The following is a 22,917-nucleotide window of genomic DNA, read 5'->3' as shown; positions in this document are numbered from 1 at the left end:
GGATGGACCATGCAGCAGTGGATTGCTGAGCTGAAACAGGCGGGAGTCGCTCAGGTTCTGGAGAACGAACCGCTGTCCAAACATACGACCTGGAAAATCGGCGGACCTGCGGACGCGCTGATCGTTCCCGCAAACGAAGAGGAGCTCGAGGCAGTACTGCGGCTATGCGCGGTTCACGGAGTTCCGTGGTGCGTGCTAGGCCGCGGATCCAATACGCTGGTATCCGACAAAGGAGTCCGAGGGGCGGTCATCAAGCTTGGCGGCGGTTTCGATGAGCTGCGATTCGACGGCGAGACGGTGGTCGCGGGAGCATCGTACTCGTTCATCAAGCTGTCGGTGATGGCCGGCAAAGAAGGGCTTACCGGCCTGGAATACGCGGGAGGTATTCCAGGATCGGTAGGAGGCGCCGTCTATATGAATGCCGGAGCGCACGGATCGGACATTTCACGTATCTTACAGTCGGCCAGCATCGTGTGGGAAGACGGAAGCAGAGAAGTGCTAGGGAATGCGGAGATGAAGTTCTCCTATCGCCATTCCATTTTGCAGGAGCGCCGAGGCATCGTTACTCGGGCGGAGTTTCGCCTGGCGCAAGGAGACCGCAAGGAAATTGCGGCAGCTTTGGCGACGTACAAGGATCGCAGACGTCGCACCCAGCCTCTGCAGATGGCATGCGCGGGCAGCGTCTTCCGCAATCCGCCTAACGATCATGCCGCACGGCTGATCGAGGCGGCCGGGCTGAAGGGGCTGCGCGAAGGAGCGGCCGAAGTGTCCCAGATGCACGCCAACTTTATCGTTAACCACGGAGGCGCTAAGGCCGAGGACGTCCTCACCCTCATCGGGAAGGTGCAGCAAATCGTCAAACAAACCTATGGAATAACACTCGTAACAGAGGTTCTCATGATGGGTGAGCGGTAACCCGGAGGTGAATCCCTTGGACAATTTGGTGATTGAAGGCGGGAACCCGCTTTCGGGCACCATCCGTATCCATGGAGCCAAAAATGCCGCTTTGCCGATTTTGGCTGCCAGCTTGCTCGCGGAAGGAGAAGTGACGATCCGCAACGTTCCCAGACTGCTCGATATCGAGGTCATGCTGGATATTTTGCGGGATCTCGGGTGCAAGGCCCGGCATCAGGATACGGTGGTGACAGTCGAAACGACAGTCGCGACATCCTCGCACATTCCGGAGACGCTGATGCGCAAAATGCGTTCCTCGGTGTTTTTGATGGGGCCGCTTCTTGCAAGATTCGGAGAAGTCGAGCTCTATCAGCCAGGGGGATGCGCGATCGGTGAGAGAAAGATCGATTTGCATTTGCGCGGCTTGGCCGCGCTTGGCGCGAGTATCGAAGAAAAGGGCAGTAGAATCGTATGCTCGTCCCGTCGGCTGCAGGGCGCGGAGATCAGCCTGGATTTTCCCAGCGTCGGCGCAACGGAAAATATTATGATGGCGGCTGTTCTGGCGCGCGGCCGGACAACGATCATCGGCGCGGCCAGAGAGCCGGAAATCCAGGATTTGCAGCATTTTCTTAATCGAATGGGCGCGCAAGTTAGCGGAGCCGGAACGGACATGATTACGATCGACGGGGTTGACCGTGTATACGGCTGCGACTTCGAGGTGATCCCCGACCGGATCGTTACCGGAACTGTCATGGTAGCCGCTGCGGCTACCCGAGGAGAAGTAACGCTAGAGAATACGAATCCGAGCCATTTGACCTCTCTTGTTCACGTTCTCCGCCGCGCCGGTGTTCAAATCGAGGTAGGCAATGATATAATGAGAATCGGCGCCTTCAAACGGCCGACAGCGGTAGACCGGATCGTCACCTCGCCTTACCCGGCATTCCCGACCGATATGCAGGCACAGGTAATGACGTTGCTGGCGTTGGCCGACGGGGTGAGCGTGCTGAAGGAGACGGTGTTCGAGGGGCGCTTTAAGCATGTGGACGAATTGTGCCGCATGGGAGCGGACATCCGAGTCGATCTGAACAACGCCTTTATTCGCGGAGTGCCGCAGTTGTACGGCACGACCGTCGAAGCGACCGATCTACGAGCCGGAGCCGCGCTTGTCGTCGCCGGGCTGGTGGCGCAAGGCACAACGGTCGTTGAACAGATTCATCACATCGATCGGGGTTATGACCGAATCGAAGAGATGTTCCAGCGCATCGGCGGCAATATTAAGCGCGAAGTTCACCGGAGCAAAGTGTTCAGCTAACGAACCACAGGAATAGGTCCCGCTGCAGAAGCTTACTTCCGCTGCGGGGCTTCTTAATGAGTTTTATAAAATTGCGTCGTTAGTCATGGGTCTAAAGACACGTCAAAACAAGGGGGAACAATCGTGAGCGAAAAAATTCCCGCGCTGAAGAAGGAGACGGCACAGCCGCGCTCCCGGCGCGGTCAAAGGCTGATTCGGCTGTTAATCGCATTGGCGGCCATCCTCCTAGTCGTGCTCTTCTTCCGTTCCCCTTTGTCGAAAATAGGAGAAATTCAAGTGACGGGAAACGAGTTCGTCAGCCGGGAGGAGATTGTCGGAGCGTTGGACATTGCTCCCGGCGACTCATTTTTCTTCCCTGGAATCAGTAAATTGAGACAGCGCGCGAATGAGCTGAAGCCGATAGAAAGCGTACTGATCGTCAAAAACTTCCCGGGAGTCGTCAGCGTTGAAGTGAAGGAATATCCGCAGGTGGCCGTTAGACTTTCTACGGATGGAAGCATCTCTGCTATTCTATCGAACGGACTGATGCTGCCTATGCCGAAAGGAAAGCTGCCGGACAAGCCGATATTGTCCGGATGGAAAGCGGACGACGCGAACATGGAGGAACTGTGCAAGGCGCTCGGCGATTTGCCCGGATATTTGTTATCGGATTTGTCCGAGATTCAACCGGATCCGTCGGTCTCCTATCCGAAACGGATCAAGATGTTCACGCGCTCGCGATTCGAAGTGACGACATCAATCGAGCTGTTAAAGGATAAAATCGCTTATTTGAGCGATATCGTGCAAAACCGCGAGCCTGGAAAGATAACGATGTTGGATGTGGACTATTATTCTCCGTATTCCACGGAAATTGTTGCCGAGTAGGCTGCGAAAGCCGATAAACTTAAGGAAAAGGACTCTACTCAATCCTCGAAAAGAATGATAAAATTTCATTTATGGGCAAAAGCGGAGAGTCGCTGAGAAGGCCGAATTACGGCCTTGCCATATAAACTAAAAAAATTGTTGAAAAAAGAGGGAAAACCCTGCGGACGTGGAATATGTAGAGGAAGCATCCCTTGTTCGCGGCCATTTTCATCGATTTACAGGAGGTGCCACCGGTTGAGCAATAATGACCTCATCGTCAGCCTGGATATCGGAACTTCGAAAATCCGGGTGATTATCGGGGAGATCAGCAACGGGGCCATTAACATCATTGGCGTCGGTTCCGCAGATTCGGACGGAATCCGTAAAGGCGCCATTGTCGATATTGACCAAACCGTTCAATCCATCCGTAACGCCGTCGATCATGCAGAACGCATGGTTGGAATAGGAATCAGCGAAGTTTACGTAGGGATTACCGGCAATCACATCGCTTTGCAGAGCAATCACGGAGTCGTAGCCGTTTCCAATGAAGACAGGGAGATTGGCGAAGAAGATATCGAGCGTGTTTTGCAAGCGGCTAAAGTGGTTGCCCTGCCGCCCGAGCGGGAAATTATCGGACTCGTTCCGAAGCAGTTTCTAGTTGACGGACTTGCGGGCATTCAAGATCCGCGAGGTATGATTGGCGTTCGTCTTGAAGTGGAATGCACGATCATTACGGGAACGAAAGCGGCCATACATAACCTGATGAGATGCGTCGAGAAGGCGGGTCTGAAAATATCCGGTTTAATTTTGATGTCGCTGGCTTCGGGAATGATGGCTTTAACGAAAGACGAGAAGCAGATGGGCACCGTTCTTGCGGATATTGGCGCGGGTTCGACGACTTTGGCGATTTTCGAAGGCGGCAGCCTTTCAGCCGTGTCCACGTTGCCGATCGGCGGAGATTACGTGACCAGCGATATTTGCTACGGACTTAAGACCCAGACGGAACACGCGGAGAAAATCAAGCTGAAGTACGGGTGCGCCCGTATCGACGATGCCGCCGAGGATCAGAAGTTCAAGGTAATGAGAGTCGGAAGCAACATGGAGAAGGAATTCTCCCAATTCGACCTTGCGAACATTATCGAGCCTCGCATGCAGGAAATTTTCCAGATGATCCGTCAGGAAGTGAAACGTCTAGGCTATCATGACAAAATCAACGGTTACGTACTGACAGGCGGTTCAGTTTCTTTGCCAAGCGTTCTTCCGCTAGCCCAAATTGAACTGGAATCGAATGTCAGAATCGCAGTGCCGGATTACATCGGCGTTAGGGATCCTTCCTTCAGCAGCGGTGTCGGCATGATTCAGTATGTGACCAAATACGTCAGAACACGCGGCGCAACCGGACCGAAGCGTACTCCGAAAGCCAAAGCGGCAGCCGGCGGCGCTACAGCGGAACCCAAGCCTGGCATTGTTGAATGGTTCAAAAACATGTTCAAGGAATTTATTTAAGCCGCCGCTTATGAGGAACCATTCATGCGAAGCAAGGAGGAGTTTACTAATATGTTGGAGTTTGATTTTGAGATGGAACCACTTGCAAAAATTAAGGTCATTGGGGTCGGCGGCGGCGGCAGCAACGCTGTAAACCGGATGATCGAGAACGGCGTCAAAGGCGTCGAGTTTGTTACGGTAAACACAGACGCTCAGGCGCTGAACCTTACGAAGTCCGAGCAGAAGCTGCAGATCGGGGACAAGCTGACGCGCGGCCTTGGCGCGGGGGCGAATCCGGAGGTTGGCAAAAAGGCGGCCGAAGAATCCCGAGAGTTTATTACCAATTCGTTGCGCTCTGCCGACATGGTGTTCGTAACGGCGGGGATGGGCGGAGGAACCGGTACAGGGGCTGCTCCGGTCATTGCTGAACTGGCTAAAGAAAGCGGCGCATTGACAGTCGGGGTCGTTACCCGCCCGTTTACATTCGAAGGCCGCAAGCGTTCGATGCAAGCCGAGATGGGCATCGAAGCGCTGAAAGAGAAAGTCGATACGCTGATCGTTATTCCTAACGACCGGCTGCTCGAAATCGTGGACAAGAAGACACCGATGCTGGAAGCTTTCCGCGAAGCGGATAACGTCCTTCGTCAAGCGGTTCAGGGCATTTCCGATTTGATTGCCGTTCCCGGCCTGATCAACTTGGACTTCGCGGACGTAAAGACGATCATGTCCGAGCGCGGTTCGGCGCTGATGGGCATAGGGCAAGCCACCGGCGAGAATCGCGCGATGGAGGCTGCTCGGAAAGCGATTATGAGCCCGCTGCTCGAGACGTCGATCGAAGGCGCGCGCGGCGTTATCATGAACATTACAGGCGGATCTAACCTCAGCCTGTACGAAGTGAACGAAGCGGCTGAAATCGTAATTGCCGCATCCGATCCGGAAGTCAACATGATTTTCGGCGCGATGATCGACGACAGCTTGAAGGAAGAAATCAAAGTTACCGTCATCGCGACCGGCTTTGAGCATAAAGGCCCAACTCGCCGTCCGGTAAATCCTTCGGCCGCAGCGACTCAGACGCAGGCTCAGCCCGATCTGACCGGCGGGCATAGCAACGAAAATCGCCAGACAAACAATTTACGTCCTTTCGGCAACCAAAATGTATCAAGCGACCAATTGGATATTCCCGCATTTTTGAGAAATCGTCCTCGCGGCGACCGCTGACGAATTCTTAATTCATGCAAAAAATGCTCCCGTTCTACGTTATGTAGAACGGGAGCATTTTTTTTCCTCAACTCGACAAAAAAAGGTAGATTAGGCTGGCAAGATTAGACAGACTCCGAATTTGAAAGCGATTATACTGGTTTCATCCATCCCGGCCTGCATGTTTGGAGATGTTCCGGGCAATGAAGGATGGGGGCTTCGTATGACCGTATATGTGGATCTTGTCTTTCTGACCAACCTGGCCGTTGACGGTGTCGTGCTGATGACCACCGCCAAAGTGCGCCGCATCAACCCGTCCCGCCGTCGCCTGTTCGCAGCCGCGTCTCTTGGAGCGATGTATGCGGCATTGATGTTTTGGGCTCATATTCCTTACTTTTATTCATTCGGAGCCAAAGTATTCGTCTCGGCCGTTATGGTACTGCTGTCGTTCGGTTATGGAGGGCCGCTGCAATACATTCGTAATTTCGCGGCGTTCTACGTCGTCAGCTTCGTTACGCTGGGCGGCGTGATCGGACTGTCCTTTTTGCTGCGGAGCGCCAATTCGCCGTGGGGCGCAATGACGTTTACGGAGGACGGCGGGTTGGTTCTGGAATGGCAAATGCAGCTCGGGCTGTTTGTCGTTACGTTTCTCATGTCGATCTGGTTGTTTCGCGGCGCTTCTGAGACAAGCCGTAAACGGCAGCAGCTTGATCAGCTTGTATGGGAGACCGAGGTCCGAATTGACGACGAGAGCTGGACGTTTAAGGCGCTGCTCGACACGGGAAATCGACTCTACGATCCGCTTACACGTACTCCCGTCATGATCATGGAGGCGGCCTTATGGCGAGAACGGCTGCCGGTAGGGTGGAGTGAACGACTGAAGGAGGAACCCCCGGATAAGCTCATCTCCGAGCTCGATGTGAATGCTTCGGAACCGTATACCTGGGGCAACAGACTGCGTCTCATTCCTTACCGCGCCGTGAACGGCTCCAGTAGGCTGATGCTGGCCGTCAAGCCGGACTATGTTTTGCTGTATCGGGATGGGGACGGGCATCCTCCTCTCCAAGTGAACCGGGTGCTCATTGGTTTAGATGGAGGCACTTTGTCATCCGAAGGAACTTACCGCGCCATCGTCCATCCGGACATGGCTCAAGCCGACCCCGTATCGTCGGTTCCATCTCAACCTGCGTGACAGGAGGTAGCAGAAATGTTCGTGAATTTGAAGCTGAAGACGCAATTGTCGGTGTATCGCCTGTTGTTCCTGTTCGGTTGGAAGAGCGAGGAAGTGTACTATATCGGCGGAAGTGAAGCATTGCCGCCGCCGCTCAGTCGCGAAGAAGAAGAATATTTGCTGGGGCGGCTTTCCACCGGTGACGCCGCCATTCGCGCGATGCTGATCGAACGAAATTTGCGTCTGGTCGTCTACATTGCCCGCAAATTCGAGAACACGGGGATCAACATCGAAGATTTAGTTTCGATTGGCGCAATCGGACTAATCAAAGCGGTTAATACGTTTGATCCGGAGAAAAAAATCAAGCTGGCCACATACGCCTCGCGATGCATCGAAAATGAAATCTTGATGTATTTGAGGAGAAACAGCAAGACGAGAACGGAAGTGTCTTTCGATGAGCCGCTAAACATCGATTGGGACGGCAACGAGCTGCTGCTATCGGACGTGCTTGGCACCGAGAACGATACGATCTATCGCAACATCGAGGAGCAGGTGGATCGTAAGCTGCTGCACAAAGCGCTTGATAAGCTGAGCGAACGGGAGCGAACCATTATGGAGCTTCGCTTCGGTCTTGCCGATGGAGAAGAGAAGACGCAGAAGGACGTCGCCGACCTGCTTGGCATCTCGCAATCTTACATTTCTCGTTTGGAGAAACGTATCATTAAGCGTCTTCGCAAGGAGTTCAACAAGATGGTTTAGGAATAAAAACCTCCTTCCCGGAGATACTTTACATTAATGCTGCTCCCCGGGAGGAATTGCCTTGACCCGTAACAAAGTGGAGATTTGTGGAGTGGACACCTCAAAGCTGCCTGTCCTCACCAATGCCGAAATGAGGGAGTTATTTCTCGCTCTGCAAACCCGTGGAGAGATTGCCGCCAGGGAAAAATTAGTGAACGGCAACTTGCGACTCGTACTCAGTGTGATTCAGCGATTTAACAATCGCGGAGAATTTGTGGACGATCTTTTTCAGGTCGGATGTATCGGGCTGATGAAGGCGATCGACAATTTTGACCTGAGCCAGAATGTTCGATTTTCCACTTATGCCGTTCCGATGATCATCGGAGAGATTCGCCGCTATCTGAGAGACAACAATCCGATCCGCGTATCGCGCAGCTTGCGGGATATTGCCTACAAGGCGCTGCAGGTGCGGGACCAGCTGACGAATCAGCATTCCAGGGAACCGACGATTCTGGAAATTTCGGAAGTGCTGAACGTTCCGAAGGAAGACATCGTTTTCGCCCTGGATGCCATTCAAGATCCCGTGTCGTTGTTTGAACCGATCTATCATGACGGAGGAGATCCGATTTTCGTCATGGACCAGATCAGCGATGAACGCAACAAGGATATTCAATGGATTGAGGAGATCGCACTCCGTGAAGCGATGAGAAAGCTTAACGATCGTGAAAAAATGATCTTGTCCATGAGGTTTTTCGAAGGTAAAACCCAGATGGAAGTTGCTGATGAGATCGGAATCTCTCAGGCCCAGGTTTCTCGCCTCGAGAAGTCGGCCATACAGCAAATGCAAAAGCACGTCAAAACCTAACCTGCAGCATCGAAAAAGAGGATGAACGTCTAGGCGTCATCTTCTTTTTTTTGCCTAATGCCTCGATGTACCTCTTAGCCGGAAGGGTCTCGCTTGACTTATTTCTGGGAGCTGCCGTGGGTCATATACTCTCTTTTTGCCCCTTATAGCCATTATCCCTTTTGCTCAGAAAAACATTGCGTATCGTGGAAACAGAGCGTTCTAGACAAGAAGACCTTCACATCCCCCCCACTCTACTTTATGTGCCTGACAGACCTCTACTTTCAAGCAAATTAACGTTCCAATGGATTTCAACATGCCCCCCTGAACTTCAAAGTATCTCAATACATGTTAACGTACGCTAATGCATCTCAAAGAGCCTCAACTTAACTCATACATTTCCAGACGCTCTAACCTATAAACTCAACATTTCTAATCACTCTAACTTAGCCGAGGTGGAATTGAAGTGTAAAAACAAATTTTATTGAAAAGGCGGCGCCTTCAGAATTATAAGAGAGGACAGGCGACTAACTGGCATCCTTAAGCAATTCATAGTAGATACGCTTGTGCTGGTCGGAGTGATCGACACGACTTATAAGTTGAGGATAAGTTATAACGGAAGACGAGGCAGCGCATTTGAGCAGATGGAGAAACCGACTTGAGGATCTGTCCATATTGTTAGTGCCGAAGCAGAATTGATCAAGGTAAGACTGCAGATGTTTGGGACCGATACCGCTAAATACATAGTTAATCCAGTTGCTCGCACGTTCGCACAATTGTATTAACGGCCGGTAACGACCGGGACTGAATTTCAGAATAACGGCATTAACATCTTTAACGTCGGGGGAAACATAATTTTCTATAAAGTGGTGCTTACCACCGTTGGTGATCCGATCATAGATTAAATATTTGTCGGGAACTTGTTTAATCTTTACGTAGGCAAACTTTCCGTTGTTATCTAGGGAAGCAGCTGCAAGCAAGGGCTGCTCTTGAGGGTGACGGAAAACGGTTGGGTTGTATGGACGACCGTAAACGCCGCAATTAATTCGTACGATTCCGCTTAGAAGCTCTTTACTATCGGCTGCAGACATCGCTTGGCGGATTTTGTGGCAGATCAGCCAGGCCGTCTTATAGGTTGTTCGGATGATTTCCGCAAGTCGAGACGCGCTAATGCCGCGTGGCTGAGCATGAAGAAATATGGCTTGAAACCATAAGCTTAGGGGCGTGCGGCTGCCCTCCATAATTGTGCCAACAATAAGAGAGGTCTGCACTCGGCATGAGCGGCATTCGAATAAAGGTAGTCGGCGAGTCCGAATCTCATAATAGCTCGGACAGGCGCATTGCGGGCAGCGAAATCCGTTTGGCCATCGTGCGGTAAATAAAGCTTGAATACAGGAGTGCTCATCTTTGAAAGTTTCGCAAAACAGCTCGAAAGTTACGCTGTTATCCATGTTCCAAACCTCCAATTAAGAACGTTTGTTCTTATTTTAGAATATACTATTTTTCCGAATTTTTCAAGTGTTGAATGAGGGATACTGACACGGCAACCGAGACCGGGATTGACGGTCGACCCAACGCTTTTGCTGAGTCAAGGGGATAATGGCTATAAGGTGCGAAAAAGGGATACGACAGAGAAGGGGAAGGCATTGGGGGAGAGAGATAAGACGCATATTCCGTACATTTTTCCCAGATGGATCATATATTTAATAGCAGGGGTACGAATGCCCGGTCGGACGGGAGCGTGAGCGGATGAAAATATCGGATTTTCAGACCAAGGACGTAATTAACATCGTCGACGGGAAGAAGCTGGGGCAGGTCAGCGATTTGGAGCTTGATTTGCGGCAGGGACGCATCGATTCGATTGTAGTGCCGACTTCGACGAGGCTGTTCGGGATGTTCGGCGGAGGCAACGACGTCGTCATTCCATGGCGGAACATTGTCAAAATCGGGACCGACGTTGTGCTGGTTCGGCTGGACGACGCGAAGGTGTACCGGCTGGAGGACGGGGAAGTGCATTCGGGAAGATAGCGCGCAGCCGCGCGCTTTTCTTCCGCTTGCGGCGCGGCTATGGTACACTTGGGTTCGGAGGTGCGATAGTTTGGAGCCTTTTGTATTGCACGAGGAAAAGGGGAAGCCGTCGTCTATATTCATGCTGCATTCCTGGTGCGAGCCGGGAGAGGACGAGGGACAGACCGCGGGGTTTACGACGAGACACGCAGGGAACGTCGCATTGCACGTCGGAGACGACCCGCAAGCCGTGATTGCGAACCGGGAGTCGGTGGCTGGGCTGCTAGGCTGGAAGTTCGCGGCATTCACGTGCGCGGAACAGGTGCATGGCAGCGACGTCTACGTCGTCGCGGCGGAGGATACCGGACGAGGGAGCGGAAGCCGGGAAACGGCCATAGCCGACACGGACGCGATGATTACAAATGAGCCGAACGTTTTGCTCGCGATGTTTTACGCGGACTGCGTTCCGCTTTATTTTCATGATCCCGTTACGGGCGCGATGGGGCTGGCGCATGCCGGCTGGAAGGGGACCGTATCCGAAATCGCGGTGAAAACGGTCGCCAAGATGCAGGAGGTTTACGGAGCACTGCCGGAAAATATACGAGGGGCCATCGGACCGTCGATCGGAGATTGCTGCTACGAGGTAGATGAATCCGTCCTGAAGCATGTGCGTCCCTTATTGGATAATTTGACAGAAGATATCGTCAAACTGAACGAATTTGGCGACAGAGCGCAGCTTAACTTGAAACATTTGAACCGACAACTTATGATAAAAGCAGGAATAATGCCGAGCCGCATCGAAATATCTTCATGGTGTACAAGCTGTCATACGGAAATGTTGTTTTCCCATCGGAAGGAAAAGGGAGCAACGGGACGGATGATGAGCTGGTTGGGCAAGAAATCGAGGTGATCGTTTCGTGGCATTGGAAAGCCGACTGCGAGACGTGGAGAACCGGCTGGAGCAGGCTTGTTCGAGAAGCGGCAGGAGACGCGAGGATGTGCGCATCATCGCGGTCACTAAGTATGTATCGACCGCTACGGCGGAAGCCGTCGTACGCGCAGGCGTGACCCATATCGGGGAAAATCGCTGGCCCGACGCGAAGGCGAAATGGGAAGCGCTTGGAGACCAGGCCGTATTCCACTATATTGGCTCTTTGCAGACGAATAAAGTCAAAGACGTTATCGGCAAATTCGACTACATCCAATCGTTGGACCGTCTTTCGCTCGCCGAAGCGATTCAGAAGAGGGCGCAAGCGCTGGATTTGACGGTTTCCTGCCTTCTGCAGGTGAACGTCTCCGGAGAACAGTCCAAGCATGGACTGGAGCCGGGGGCGGTTAGACCTCTGCTGGAAGAGCTGCGTAGATTCGACCGCATCAAGCCGATCGGATTGATGACGATGGCTCCGTACGAGAGCGAGCCCGAGGAGACGAGACCCGTGTTTCGGGCGTTAAGACAGCTAAGGGACGAATTGAACGCATCGTCCGTTTTGGACGAGCCGCTAACGGAGCTGTCGATGGGCATGTCCAACGATTTCGAGGTTGCTGTAGAAGAAGGCGCGACTTGGGTGCGTTTGGGAACGGTGCTCGTTGGGAAAGAAGAAATAGAGGAGGGATAGGCATGGGTGTCATGAATAAGTTTCTTAATTACTTGGGATTGCAGGAAGAGCAGGAACAGGAAGCGGAACGCGAACGTCTCGCCGAGAACGAGGAACAGGAAATTGAAACTCCAACGTTCGAAACGCGTAGACATTCAAGTAAGAACAACGTCGTGAGCATTCATTCCCAGAAGTCCGCCCGCGTCGTTCTCACAGAGCCGCGTTCCTACGATGAGGCGCAGGAAATCGCCGATCACTTGAAGTCGCGTCGCGCAATCGTCGTTAATCTGCAGCGCGTCAGAAGAGACCAGGCGATCCGGATCGTTGATTTTCTTAGCGGCACTGTGTACGCGCTTGGCGGTCATATTTCCAAGCTGGGATCGGACATTTTCCTCTGCACGCCGGATTCGGTGGAAGTGTCGGGAACGATCACGGAAATGCTGTCGGAAGAAGCTGCCGACTATTCCAAAATGAGGTGACCCCGGGTTGGAGCAAATAGAAAACTACATTGGCATTCTGTACCGAATTTACTCTTACATGATCATTATCTACGTGCTCATGTCTTGGCTGCCGGCTGTGAAGGAAAGCTTCGTCGGCGAGCTTCTCGGTAAATTGGTTGAACCGTACTTAAGACCTTTCCGCAAGCTGATTCCTCCGATCGGCGGCATTCTGGACATCTCCCCGATCATTGCCTATTTTGCGCTCGGATTCGTCGCGCAGGGCCTGATCGCCGTGTTGAATTTTTTCTTCTAAGATTGTAGGTGTCCTATGTCGCGAATGAGTATTTACGAGCATTTTCATCCGGATGAAAAAGCATTCGTGGATCGCGCCTTGGAATGGGTCGAAAGAGCCGCCGAACGTCACGAGACGAAGCGGACGGATTTTCTCGACCCGCGCCAGGCGCATATTTTGTTTACGCTGGCGAATCGGGAGCCGGACGCCCAAGTGCGGCTGGACGGCGGAGGCCCGCAAGCCGAAAGAAAAAGAGCGATAATCGCCCCTGATTATAGAACGCTGGACGACGAAGACATGGGAATCGTCGTACTCGACATCACTTCCGACGACCGAAAGATTTCCGAGCTGGATCACGGGGATTATTTGGGCGCTTTGCTCGGTCTGGGCATCAAGCGGGACAAAATCGGCGATCTGCATGTCGGAGAAACGGGCTGCCATGCGCTGATCGCGGAGGAAATCGGAGATTTCCTCGTTGGGCATTTCAGGCAGGCTCATCGGGTAGCCGTCAACGTCTCTGTGCGCCCGCTCTCCGAGCTGCGCGAAATCGCAGTGGAGCTTGAAGAACAGGTGCTCTCCGTCGCTTCGATGCGGCTTGACGGGATAGCCAGCGATGTTTTTCGGCTCAGCCGAACGAAAATCGTCGATCCGATCAGAGCCGGAAGATGCCGAGTAAGCTGGAAAACGGTGGAGGATCCGTCGCATCAGCTTAGAGTCGGCGATGTCGTATCGTTGAAAGGGTTCGGGCGATTTAAGCTCATCGATGTGGAAGGCGTGTCGAAAAGCGGCAGAACTCGGGTGCGTATCGGGAAATTTGTGTAGAAGCTTAGAAGGAATTTTTCAGCTTTCGTCGAATTGATCTTGTGAACAGGTTACTTGGAAATCAGGACCGAGGAGGTGCACCGATGCCACTGACCCCACTGGATATTCATAACAAAGAATTCGCCCGCCGCCTTCGCGGTTACGACGAAGATCAAGTCAACGAGTTTCTGGATCAAATCATCAAGGATTACGAAGCGATGATCCGCGAGAACAAGGAATTGCAAAATATGGTCGCCGCTTCCCAGGATAAGCTGGGCCATTTCTCCAATATCGAGGAGACGCTGAGCAAAACGATCATCGTTGCGCAAGAAGCGGCTGACGAATTGAAGAACAACTCCAAGAAGGAAGCTCATCTGATCGTGAAGGAAGCGGAGAAGAACGCCGATCGCATCATTAACGATGCGCTGGCGAAATCCCGCAAAATCGCTCTCGAAGTCGAAGAGTTAAAAAAGCAAGCGACGATCTACCGGGCGCGTTTCCGCGCGTTGATCGAATCCCAGATGGAGCTGCTGTCGCAGGATGGCTGGGAATCGCTTGAAGGGCGCGAGTCGCGGGGAATTGAAGCCTAAGCGGTTTGACAAATGTTTTACGGGAAAGTATAACAAGAGTATTACGATGAACTACTGCAATGTCGAAGACGGGAACGAGTATGCGCGATACCTTAGCTCAGAGAGTTGGCGGACGGTGCGAGCCAACGCGAAGGATGCGCCGAATATCCTCCCCGAGACGCCTGCCGAACGTCGCCTGAAGCCCTGCGCAGCAGCGATGAGTAAGCGAGGCCGGAAATCCGCCGTTACCGGATGCTGAGTTGTCGCTCGTTTTCGCTTTATTGCGGAGCAGGCGGAACAAGGGTGGTACCGCGAGTTAGACTCGTCCCTTTTTTGGGGCGGGTCTTTTTGTTTTTGTCAATCGAAAGGATGGGATGATATGCAAAGAGTCGAGGTTAAGGAAAAGGCGCGAGCCCGCGAGCTTCGCGTTCTGGAGCAGTGGAAAAAGGAGGATACGTTCCGTCGCTCCATCGACAATCGGGAGGGCAAGCCGAATTTTGTGTTTTATGAAGGGCCCCCTACGGCGAACGGCAAGCCGCACATCGGCCACATGCTTGGTCGCGTGGTCAAGGACTTCGTCAGCCGCTATAAAACGATGTCCGGATACCGCGTCATCCGCAAAGCGGGATGGGATACGCACGGTCTGCCTGTCGAACTGGGCGTGGAGAAGCAGCTGGGCATCTCCGGCAAGCAGGAAATCGAGAACTATGGCGTAGAGCCGTTTATCATCAAATGCAAGGAGAGCGTGTTCGAGTATGAGCGCCAGTGGCGGGAGCTGACGGAAGCGATCGCGTATTGGACCGATCTGGACGATCCGTACATCACGCTCGATAACAATTATATTCAGAGCGTATGGCACATTCTGGCCACGATTCATGAGAAAGGGCTGCTGTACCGCGGCCATCGCGTCAGCCCTTACTGTCCTTGCTGCCAGACGACGCTCAGCTCGCACGAGGTGGCTCAAGGCTACGAGGACGTCAAGGATTTGACCGCTACGGCGAAGTTCAAGCTGAAAGAGAACGGCGATTATGTACTCGCCTGGACGACGACGCCTTGGACGCTGCCGGCAAACGTGGCGTTGGCCGTTCATCCCGAGCTTGACTATGTGCGCGCGAAGCAAAACGGCGAAGTATATATCGTGGCGGCGGCGCTCGCTGACAAGGTGCTCAAGGGCGAATATGAGACGCTAGGCACGATGAAAGGCCGCGAGCTCGTCGGTCTGACCTATGAGCCGCTGTTCCCCTATGTCACCGTCGATAACGCCTATCGTGTGATCGACGCCGAATACGTTACAGATGCAAGCGGTACGGGTATCGTACACATTTCCCCGGCTCACGGCGAGGACGATTACCGGGTGGCGCGTCAGCATGGCATTCCGATGCTGATGGTTGTCAACAACGAAGGCAAATATATCGCGGAAGTGACGGATCTGGCCGGCCGCTTCGTGAAGGATTGCGACGTGGACATCGTCAAAATGCTGTCGGAGCGCGGACTGCTGTTTCACAAAGAAAGAATGGAGCATAGCTATCCGTTCTGTTGGCGCTGCAAAACGCCGCTGCTCTATTACGCGACGGAGAGCTGGTTCATTAAGACGACAGCGGTCAAAGATCAGCTGATCGAGAACAACAAGCAAATCCAGTGGTATCCGGAGCACTTGAGAGACGGCCGCTTTGGTAAGTTCCTCGAGGACTTGGTCGACTGGAACATCAGCCGAAACCGTTACTGGGGCACGCCCCTCAACGTGTGGACTTGCGAAAACTGCGGCAAGGAGAAGGCGCCGCACAGCATTGCCGAGCTTCGCGCTCTGGCGATTGAGGACGTGCCGGAGACAATTGAGCTGCACAAGCCGTATGTAGACGACATTCATCTGCGCTGCGAGTGCGGCGGCAAAATGAACCGGGCGTCTGAGGTCATCGACGTGTGGTTCGACAGCGGCTCGATGCCGTTTGCGCAATACTTTCACCCTTACGGCGACGAGGCAAAGTTCAAGGAACAATATCCGGCGGACTTCATCTGCGAAGGGATCGACCAGACGCGCGGCTGGTTCTTCAGCTTGCTGGCGGTATCGACGCTGTACAACGGCCAAGTGCCGTACAAGTCGGTCATTTCTACGGGACACGTGCTCGACGAGAACGGCCAGAAGATGAGTAAATCCAAGGGCAACGTCCTTGATCCCTGGGAGATCATCGACGAGTTCGGCACGGATGCGTTCCGCTGGTCGCTGCTGGCGGACAGTGCGCCTTGGAACAGCAAGAGATTTTCCAAAGGCATCGTCGGCGAAGCGAAGTCCAAAGTTGTGGATACGCTCGTTAACACGCACGCCTTCTATGCGCTATACGCTTCCATTGACGGCTATAACCCCGGGGAGCATGAGAAGGTCAAGCTGGAGAACAAGCTGGACCGCTGGATTTTGTCGAGATTGAACACGTTGATTCAGGAAGTCGTGAAAGGCTTGGAGGTTAACGATTTCCTCAATCCGGCGAAGGCGATCGAGACTTTCGTCGACGAGCTGTCGAACTGGTACGTGCGGCGTTCGCGCGACCGTTTCTGGGGCAGCGGCCTCACGGAGACGAAGCTGGCGGCCTATCAGACGCTGGGAGAAGTGCTGCTGACGCTGTCCAAGCTGATCGCGCCGTATACGCCGTTTGTCGCCGAGGATATTTACGGCAATCTGGGCGGGAAAGGCAGCGTGCACTTGGCAGATTATCCAGAGGCGGATACGGAGGCGATTGACGCGGAGCTGGAGCGAGAGATGGCAGCGGTGCGCGGCATCGTGGAGCTGGCGCGAAACATCCGCAACGAGACCGGCCTGAAGACGCGCCAGCCGCTGTCCGAGCTGCTCGTGTCGCTGAGCGAAAGCTTCGACCTGTCGGGCTATGAAGAGATCGTACAGGACGAGATCAATGTCAAGCGGATTACGATCGTCAGCGACGACGGAGGCTTCGTCAACTTTAACCTGAAGCTTAACCTGAAGGTCGCTGGTAAAAAATACGGCAAAAACGTCGGGCCGATCCAGGCGGCGTTTAAGGCGATGTCCAGCGACGAGACGCGGGGCGTCGTGCAAGCGGGCAAGTACGAGTTCGTATCGCCGGATGGCGAAGCGCTGACTGTCGAGCTGGAGGAAATTCTCGTGGAGAAGGAAGCGAAAACAGGCTTCGCCTCCGCGTCGGGCGGCGGCTTGACGGTAGCGCTCAACACGGAGATAACGCCGGAGCTGGTGCAGGAAGGCTGGGTACGCGAAGTTATCCGCGCCGTTCAGGATACGCGCAAAAAGCTCGACCTGCCGATCGAAAAGCGAATTGACCTCGTGCTCGACGTCGATTCCGAGCTGGAAGCGGCGCTTCGCGCATTCGACGGAGTGCTGAGGGAGAATGTGCTTGTGAACGAGGTTTCATTCGGCAGGACCGAGGCGACCGAGTCGGTGCAAGCCGGCGAGAAAACAATCGGCGTAGCCATCGTATAAAGCGTAGCCGTATAAAGCGTAGCATTGGCAAAGAAAGCATAAGCTAAGACGAGCTGCAGGGCTCAAGGGCGGGGGCGACTTCGCTCGGGCCCGGGCTCGTTTTGCTTTTGATTAGTAAGGGTAATGGCAGGGAAAGAGGTTGGCGAGGAGGAGGAAGGCAGCCATGAGCGGAAATTACAAGCAGAAGGGCAAGCCGAATTCGATTCAGGTCAAGCTGCCCGCCGGAAAGCCGGAACAATCGGCGGACAGGCTGGCCGAAGAGACGAAGGATTTGAAAGGGACGCTGCATTACTTGTCGGACAAGCTGGAAAAGCTGAGTCAGGATATGGAGAAAGCTCAGTTGAAGGAATACGTGAATTTGATGCAGCGTCCGTGGCAGCTGATCGTTAAAAACTTCATCGCCGGTACTGCGCGCGGAGTAGGTATCGCGCTAGGGTTCACGTTTTTCGCCGCGACAATTGTTTATTTGCTGCAAATTCTCGGGGCGCTGAACTTGCCAATCGTGGGCGATTACATCGCGGATATCGTAAGAATCGTACAGCGGCAGCTTGAGATTAACCCGTATTGAGTCAGTCTAAGCCGCCGCTCCCGCTTCGATCGTTCAATAGGATTCCGGCAGCTCGCCGGTTGACTCCAGCAAGTGATCGCCTTCGTTGTCATCCATATACCGGTGATAGGCGTGGTTGCGGACGATGGAGACATGAGTGCCGGTAATGTCGGTGGCGACGAAGCTTTCATAAGACTCGACGAATCCGTCGTTCTCGTCGGCTTCGATTTCCATATGGTTGTAATCCTCTATGTTATTGTCTTCAGCCATCGCCGGGGTATTGGACGTCCCCCACGATTCGACGATCTGCCAGGCGTCCTCCCCGTCGAAACCATTTTGATCTTCTCTGTCGTCCAGGCTGGTCCGGCCGAATGGCGGCGCGAGAAACTGTTCCTCGATCGGACGATCGTTGGAGGGATCCTGACGCGGCTCGTGCTCGATGCAGTAGATGGCCGTAGGCAGCGCTTCGAGTCGTTCGAGCGGTATAAACTTGCCGCATGCGGCGCAATGTCCGTATTCCCCCGTATCCATCCGTTCCAGGGCGGCGTCCACTCGCTCCAGCCGGAACGCTTCCTTTTCCAGCAGCGCGAAATCCTTGCTCCGTTCGAACATCTCCGTACCGGCGTCGCCCGGATGGTTGTCGATGCTTGACAGCTCGCCGGTCGAATCGCGATAGGAGGCGGCGAGTCCGAAATGGCCGTTATCGTTCACGCGCCGCTCAAGCTCGCATCTTTCCTGTATCAATCTGCGCTGCAGCGATTGGAAGGTTTTCTGATCGAGATGCTTTGGCAACGTCATCCACTCCCTTTGTTCACAAGGTGCTTGACTGTAGTTTTCTCGGATGGTACAGGTTTTACGTGCGGCGTTCGCAGGGCTTGTATGGGGCTTTTGTCGATTTTTACTTGCGCTTCGTGGACGCTCCATGTCGCGGTATGATAAAATCAACAGGCAGGAGAATGAGATGAAGGGCGGAAAAAATCAATGCAACGTCGGATTTGGCCGATATGGGTTTACTACGGAATTGCGGTTTTCGCGTTCCTGGCCGATTATGCAAGCAAGAAATTCATTAGCCGTACGGTCGAGTTGAACACAGAGAAGATTTCCGTGCTGGGAAATTTCTTTGAGATTACCCATATTCGCAACAGGGGAGCGGCTTTCGGGATGCTGCAGGAGCAGCGGCTGTTTTTCATCCTCATTACGATAGTCGTCGTTTCCGGCCTCCTCTGGTATTTACACCGTTCTTATCGTTCGGCCGGCAGCATTTTATTGCTAAGCGGCTTGGCAACGATACTGGGCGGGGCCCTCGGCAATTTCCTTGATCGCGCCCTGTACGGGGAAGTTGTAGACTTCTTGCAGTTTAATTTCGGTTCGTATACATTCCCGATTTTTAATATTGCCGATACGGCGATTACCGTAGGCGTAGGTCTGATCATTTTGGATGCGCTGCTGACTATGAAACAGGAGAAAAATGCAAATGGCAATGGAGAGCAAACCAAAGACGAATCTGCCGGACAGCAGTCCGTCTAACGAAAGTTTCGAATGGACGGTCGAAGAGGGACAGAAGGGCGAGCGGGTGGACAAGCATATCGCTCAAATGCTGGCGCAGCAGGACCAAAGCTTCTCCCGATCGCAAATTCAGGAGTGGATTCGCACGGGCGCGGCGACGGTTAACGGAGCCGAGGTTAAAGCCAACGCCAAGCTGGCCGTCGGCGATACGATTCGCATCGTTCTTCCCGAACCTGAGCCGGTAGAAGCGTTCCCGGAAAATATTCCTCTGGAAATCGCATACGAAGATTCCGATGTTATCGTCATCAACAAGCCGCGGGGGATGGTCGTACATCCCGCCGCCGGTCATCCGAGCGGTACGGTGGTGAACGCGTTGCTGTACCATTGCAAGGATTTGTCGGGCATCAACGGGGTGATGCGTCCGGGGATCGTGCACCGGATCGACAAGGACACGTCCGGCTTGCTGATGGTCGCTAAGAACGACTTGGCACATGCTTCGCTGGCCGAGCAGCTTAAGGAGCACAGCGTGACGAGAAAATACCGCGCGCTTGTCTATGGCGTCATGCAGCATGACAAGGGAACGGTAGACGCGCCGATCGGGCGAGCCAATCACGACCGCAAGCTCTACGTCGTTACGGAGAAGAACAGCAAACATGCCGTCACGCATTTCGCGGTGAACGGGCGGTTCGACGAGTATACGCTGCTTGATCTCAGGCTGGAAACCGGACGCACGCATCAGATTCGAGTTCATATGAAGTATATCGGCTATCCGCTCGTCGGAGATCCCGTATACGGCGGCAAAAGCGGCCGAACGCTCGGTATGTCAGGCCAGGCGCTGCATGCGGAGACGCTCGGCTTTAAGCACCCGAGGACAGGGGAATATTTGGAGTTCAGCGCGCCGATTCCGGAAGATATGGAGCATGCGCTGGACATATTGAGAACGAGGTAATATACGCTCCGTCAGCCAAGCCAGGCAAGCGTAGCGATAACTGCAAATGATCGGCGCAATAATCCATGGCTGTCTTTTCCCGTATCGTTCATAGTTTGAATATGACTATGCAACGATACAAGGGGTGTCTGGAATGAGCGCAGAACATTATCAGTCGACTTACATTCAGGAGCAGTTTGCCGCCCGCATCGGCGGCTCCAACTACGGCAAAGATACAAACATTTATAAGTTCGAGAAAATCAAGCGCGCCAAAGCTGCAGCCAAGAAAGCCCACCCCGACGTCGAGCTGATCGATATGGGCGTCGGCGAGCCGGACGAGATGGCCGACGCCGGCATCGTCGCCAAGCTGGCGGAAGAGGCGGCCAAACCGGAAAATCGCGGCTACGCGGATAACGGCATCGCCGAATTCAAACATGCGGCGGCGAAGTATTTGAAGGAAGTGTTCTCCGTTGACGGAATCGACGCGGAGACGGAGGTTTTGCATACGATCGGGGCCAAGCCTGCGCTTGCGATGCTGCCTACGGTGTTCATTAATCCGGGCGATGTCGCGATTATGACGGTACCGGGCTATCCTGTTTTGGGCACACATACGAAATATCTCGGCGGAGAGGTATATAACGTTCAACTGACGAAGGAGAACAACTTCCTGCCGGACCTGAATGCCATTCCGGAAGAGATTGCGAAACGCGCAAAGCTGCTGTACTTGAACTATCCGAACAATCCGACCGGCGCTGCGGCTACGGCCGAGTTTTTCGAACAGGTCGTCGCTTGGGCGAAGAAGTTCAACGTGGTCGTCGTGCATGACGCTCCGTATGCCGCTTTGACCTATGACGGAATCCGGCCGCTTAGCTTTTTGTCCGTACCGGGCGCTAAAGATGTCGGCGTGGAACTGCACTCGTTGTCCAAGTCGTACAATATGACGGGATGGCGGATCGGTTTTTTCGCCGGAAATCCGTTGATCGTGAAAGCATTTGGCGACGTCAAGGACAACAACGATTCCGGACAGTTCATCGCAATTCAGAAGGCGGCCGCTTACGGTTTGGAGAATCCGCAAATCACCGAGGCCATCTCGGAGAAGTATTCCCGCCGGCACAATAGGCTCGTTGCGGTGCTGAACGAAATCGGCTTTCGCGCCGAGAAGCCGAAAGGCTCCTTCTTCCTCTACGTCGAAGCGCCTAAAGGCATCGTCGGCGGACAGCGGTTTGAATCTGCCGAAGATTTCTCGCAGTATTTGATCCGCGAGAAGCTGATCTCCACCGTACCGTGGGACGATGCGGGCAAATTCATTCGTTTTTCGGTTACGTTTATCGCGCAGGGAGAAGCGGAGGAAGCCCGCGTCATCGACGAGATCAAGCGCCGACTGACCGACGTTCAATTCGAATTTTAATGTGCGGATTTTCTTGACACTTCATGTCGAACATGGGATAATCGTTGTTAGTGAACGGGTACCTTTAACTCAGTCCAGAGAGACTGGCAAGGTGGCGCAGAATTGACACATATCCCTAGACATGCGATGAGCATGCTTATCTTCGGGTTAGACTGAAGTTGGGCAAGCATCGTTACCGCTGTCTGCCGATATTTTGTTCTGGCTGAATCCTCCTTGCAAATGCGCAAGGAGGTTTTTTATGTGCAAATCTCGCTTGAAGGAGGGATCGGATTGTCGGACTCGCGCGTCATCATGGACGAATCCGCCATTCGGCGGGCGCTTACCCGAATCGCTCACGAGATGGTCGAGAAGAACAAGGGCATTCAGAACTGCGTGCTGATCGGGATACGAACCCGAGGCGTCTACTTGGCGCAACGGGTTGCCGAAAGAATTTATGACATCGAAGGCCAGCCGATTCCGGTCGGCGAACTGGACATTACCCGCTATCGCGACGATCGCCCTTCGGCGACTAGAGCGAACGCGGCCGGGCCGGGAGAAGAGCTGAAGCGGCTCGTAACCGACAAGCGAATTATTTTGGTCGACGATGTGCTTTACACCGGGCGCACGATCCGCGCAGCGCTGGATGCGCTGATGGATTGCGGAAGGCCGCAATCGATTCAACTGGCCGTCCTGGTGGACAGAGGACATCGCGAGCTTCCGATACGCCCCGACTATATCGGTAAGAACGTGCCGACGTCTCGACAGGAGAAGATCGATGTTTCGTTGAGCGAAGTCGATGAGACGGATTGCGTTACGATTATGCATCCACGCGAGGCGGAGATCGAAGGCTAGACCAAGGATAGGATTAAAAGTTCAATTATGCTAGAGGAGGCGCCAG

Annotated in this window: 23 protein-coding genes and 1 other annotated feature; of the genes, 21 read left to right on the top strand and 2 right to left on the bottom strand. The window is 53.7% G+C overall.

Annotated features, from left to right (window positions below; genetic code table 11):
- The first annotated feature begins 9 nt into the window (after positions 1-9).
- The 8 genes from murB to sigG all read left to right on the top strand — a co-directional run bounded on the left by murB (position 10) and on the right by sigG (position 8,505).
- Entirely contained in the window at positions 10-915 is a 906-nt protein-coding gene (gene murB / locus J4772_RS17695; protein WP_209076438.1) for a UDP-N-acetylmuramate dehydrogenase, read from the top strand.
- 16 nt (positions 916-931) lie between these two features.
- Complete coding sequence (gene murA / locus J4772_RS17690; RefSeq protein ID WP_209076436.1) at positions 932-2,206, top strand: UDP-N-acetylglucosamine 1-carboxyvinyltransferase; 1,275 nt, start codon at positions 932-934, stop codon at positions 2,204-2,206.
- Between the two features lie 123 nt (positions 2,207-2,329).
- Positions 2,330-3,070: a cell division protein FtsQ/DivIB gene (locus J4772_RS17685; protein WP_209076434.1), complete on the top strand. Its 741-nt coding sequence runs from the start codon at positions 2,330-2,332 to the stop codon at positions 3,068-3,070.
- A gap of 234 nt (positions 3,071-3,304) precedes the next feature.
- The gene (gene ftsA / locus J4772_RS17680) at positions 3,305-4,555 is read left to right on the top strand and encodes a cell division protein FtsA (protein WP_116063443.1); all 1,251 of its coding nucleotides are present in this window, start codon (positions 3,305-3,307) and stop codon (positions 4,553-4,555) included.
- Positions 4,556-4,606: 51 nt separating this feature from the next.
- Positions 4,607-5,752 (top strand): cell division protein FtsZ, encoded by a 1,146-nt coding sequence (gene ftsZ / locus J4772_RS17675; RefSeq protein WP_209076431.1) that lies wholly within the window; start codon positions 4,607-4,609, stop codon positions 5,750-5,752.
- A gap of 202 nt (positions 5,753-5,954) precedes the next feature.
- Positions 5,955-6,923, top strand: a complete 969-nt coding sequence (spoIIGA, locus tag J4772_RS17670) for a sigma-E processing peptidase SpoIIGA (RefSeq protein ID WP_209076429.1) — start codon at positions 5,955-5,957, stop codon at positions 6,921-6,923.
- 15 nt (positions 6,924-6,938) lie between these two features.
- The gene (sigE, locus tag J4772_RS17665; RefSeq protein ID WP_116059303.1) at positions 6,939-7,661 is read left to right on the top strand and encodes an RNA polymerase sporulation sigma factor SigE; all 723 of its coding nucleotides are present in this window, start codon (positions 6,939-6,941) and stop codon (positions 7,659-7,661) included.
- Positions 7,662-7,722: 61 nt separating this feature from the next.
- On the top strand, positions 7,723-8,505 hold the full coding sequence (gene sigG / locus J4772_RS17660; protein WP_116059304.1) for an RNA polymerase sporulation sigma factor SigG: 783 nt from the start codon (positions 7,723-7,725) through the stop codon (positions 8,503-8,505).
- 506 nt (positions 8,506-9,011) lie between these two features.
- Here sigG and J4772_RS17655 read toward each other — a convergent pair.
- Positions 9,012-9,935, bottom strand: coding sequence for a transposase (locus tag J4772_RS17655; protein ID WP_209076428.1), 924 nt, complete (start codon positions 9,933-9,935; stop codon positions 9,012-9,014).
- A gap of 298 nt (positions 9,936-10,233) precedes the next feature.
- Here J4772_RS17655 and J4772_RS17650 point away from each other — a divergent pair, with 298 nt between their 5' ends.
- The 9 genes from J4772_RS17650 to J4772_RS17610 all read left to right on the top strand — a co-directional run bounded on the left by J4772_RS17650 (position 10,234) and on the right by J4772_RS17610 (position 18,219).
- Entirely contained in the window at positions 10,234-10,512 is a 279-nt protein-coding gene (locus tag J4772_RS17650; RefSeq protein ID WP_116059306.1) for a YlmC/YmxH family sporulation protein, read from the top strand.
- A gap of 70 nt (positions 10,513-10,582) precedes the next feature.
- Positions 10,583-11,401 carry a peptidoglycan editing factor PgeF gene (gene pgeF, locus J4772_RS17645; RefSeq protein ID WP_209076426.1) on the top strand — a complete coding sequence of 273 codons (819 nt, stop codon included), beginning with the start codon at positions 10,583-10,585 and terminating at the stop codon, positions 11,399-11,401.
- Between the two features lie 7 nt (positions 11,402-11,408).
- On the top strand, positions 11,409-12,107 hold the full coding sequence (locus tag J4772_RS17640; RefSeq protein ID WP_209076424.1) for a YggS family pyridoxal phosphate-dependent enzyme: 699 nt from the start codon (positions 11,409-11,411) through the stop codon (positions 12,105-12,107).
- Between the two features lie 2 nt (positions 12,108-12,109).
- Entirely contained in the window at positions 12,110-12,565 is a 456-nt protein-coding gene (locus J4772_RS17635) for a cell division protein SepF (protein WP_116059309.1), read from the top strand.
- Between the two features lie 7 nt (positions 12,566-12,572).
- Positions 12,573-12,839 carry a YggT family protein gene (locus J4772_RS17630; protein WP_116059310.1) on the top strand — a complete coding sequence of 89 codons (267 nt, stop codon included), beginning with the start codon at positions 12,573-12,575 and terminating at the stop codon, positions 12,837-12,839.
- A gap of 15 nt (positions 12,840-12,854) precedes the next feature.
- Positions 12,855-13,640 carry a YlmH family RNA-binding protein gene (locus tag J4772_RS17625; protein ID WP_209076422.1) on the top strand — a complete coding sequence of 262 codons (786 nt, stop codon included), beginning with the start codon at positions 12,855-12,857 and terminating at the stop codon, positions 13,638-13,640.
- Between the two features lie 83 nt (positions 13,641-13,723).
- Positions 13,724-14,209: a DivIVA domain-containing protein gene (locus tag J4772_RS17620; RefSeq protein WP_116059312.1), complete on the top strand. Its 486-nt coding sequence runs from the start codon at positions 13,724-13,726 to the stop codon at positions 14,207-14,209.
- A 56-nt stretch (positions 14,210-14,265) separates the two neighbouring features.
- Positions 14,266-14,521: a binding site (T-box leader), on the top strand.
- 46 nt (positions 14,522-14,567) lie between these two features.
- Positions 14,568-17,651, top strand: coding sequence for an isoleucine--tRNA ligase (ileS, locus tag J4772_RS17615; protein ID WP_209076420.1), 3,084 nt, complete (start codon positions 14,568-14,570; stop codon positions 17,649-17,651).
- Positions 17,652-17,814: 163 nt separating this feature from the next.
- Positions 17,815-18,219: a DUF5665 domain-containing protein gene (locus J4772_RS17610; protein ID WP_247741131.1), complete on the top strand. Its 405-nt coding sequence runs from the start codon at positions 17,815-17,817 to the stop codon at positions 18,217-18,219.
- 33 nt (positions 18,220-18,252) lie between these two features.
- On the opposite strand, the gene J4772_RS17605 is transcribed toward J4772_RS17610, so the two are convergent.
- Positions 18,253-18,996 (bottom strand): TraR/DksA C4-type zinc finger protein, encoded by a 744-nt coding sequence (locus tag J4772_RS17605; RefSeq protein ID WP_209076418.1) that lies wholly within the window; start codon positions 18,994-18,996, stop codon positions 18,253-18,255.
- Positions 18,997-19,179: 183 nt separating this feature from the next.
- On the opposite strand from J4772_RS17605, the gene lspA reads away from it, so the two are divergent.
- The 4 genes from lspA (at position 19,180) to pyrR (ending at position 22,871) form a co-directional block, all read left to right on the top strand.
- Complete coding sequence (lspA, locus tag J4772_RS17600) at positions 19,180-19,725, top strand: signal peptidase II (RefSeq protein ID WP_116059316.1); 546 nt, start codon at positions 19,180-19,182, stop codon at positions 19,723-19,725.
- Positions 19,667-20,653: an RluA family pseudouridine synthase gene (locus tag J4772_RS17595; RefSeq protein WP_371822872.1), complete on the top strand. Its 987-nt coding sequence runs from the start codon at positions 19,667-19,669 to the stop codon at positions 20,651-20,653. The genes lspA and J4772_RS17595 overlap by 59 nt, the downstream gene beginning before the upstream one ends.
- 133 nt (positions 20,654-20,786) lie before the next feature.
- Positions 20,787-22,040: an LL-diaminopimelate aminotransferase gene (locus J4772_RS17590; protein ID WP_209076415.1), complete on the top strand. Its 1,254-nt coding sequence runs from the start codon at positions 20,787-20,789 to the stop codon at positions 22,038-22,040.
- 291 nt (positions 22,041-22,331) lie between these two features.
- Positions 22,332-22,871 carry a bifunctional pyr operon transcriptional regulator/uracil phosphoribosyltransferase PyrR gene (gene pyrR, locus J4772_RS17585; protein WP_371822905.1) on the top strand — a complete coding sequence of 180 codons (540 nt, stop codon included), beginning with the start codon at positions 22,332-22,334 and terminating at the stop codon, positions 22,869-22,871.
- The last annotated feature ends 46 nt before the right edge of the window (positions 22,872-22,917 follow it).

The sequence above is a fragment of the Cohnella sp. LGH genome, from assembly GCF_017671885.1.
GTDB lineage: Bacteria > Bacillota > Bacilli > Paenibacillales > Paenibacillaceae > Cohnella > Cohnella phaseoli.
This window is presented reverse-complemented; position numbering and strand designations above follow the sequence as displayed.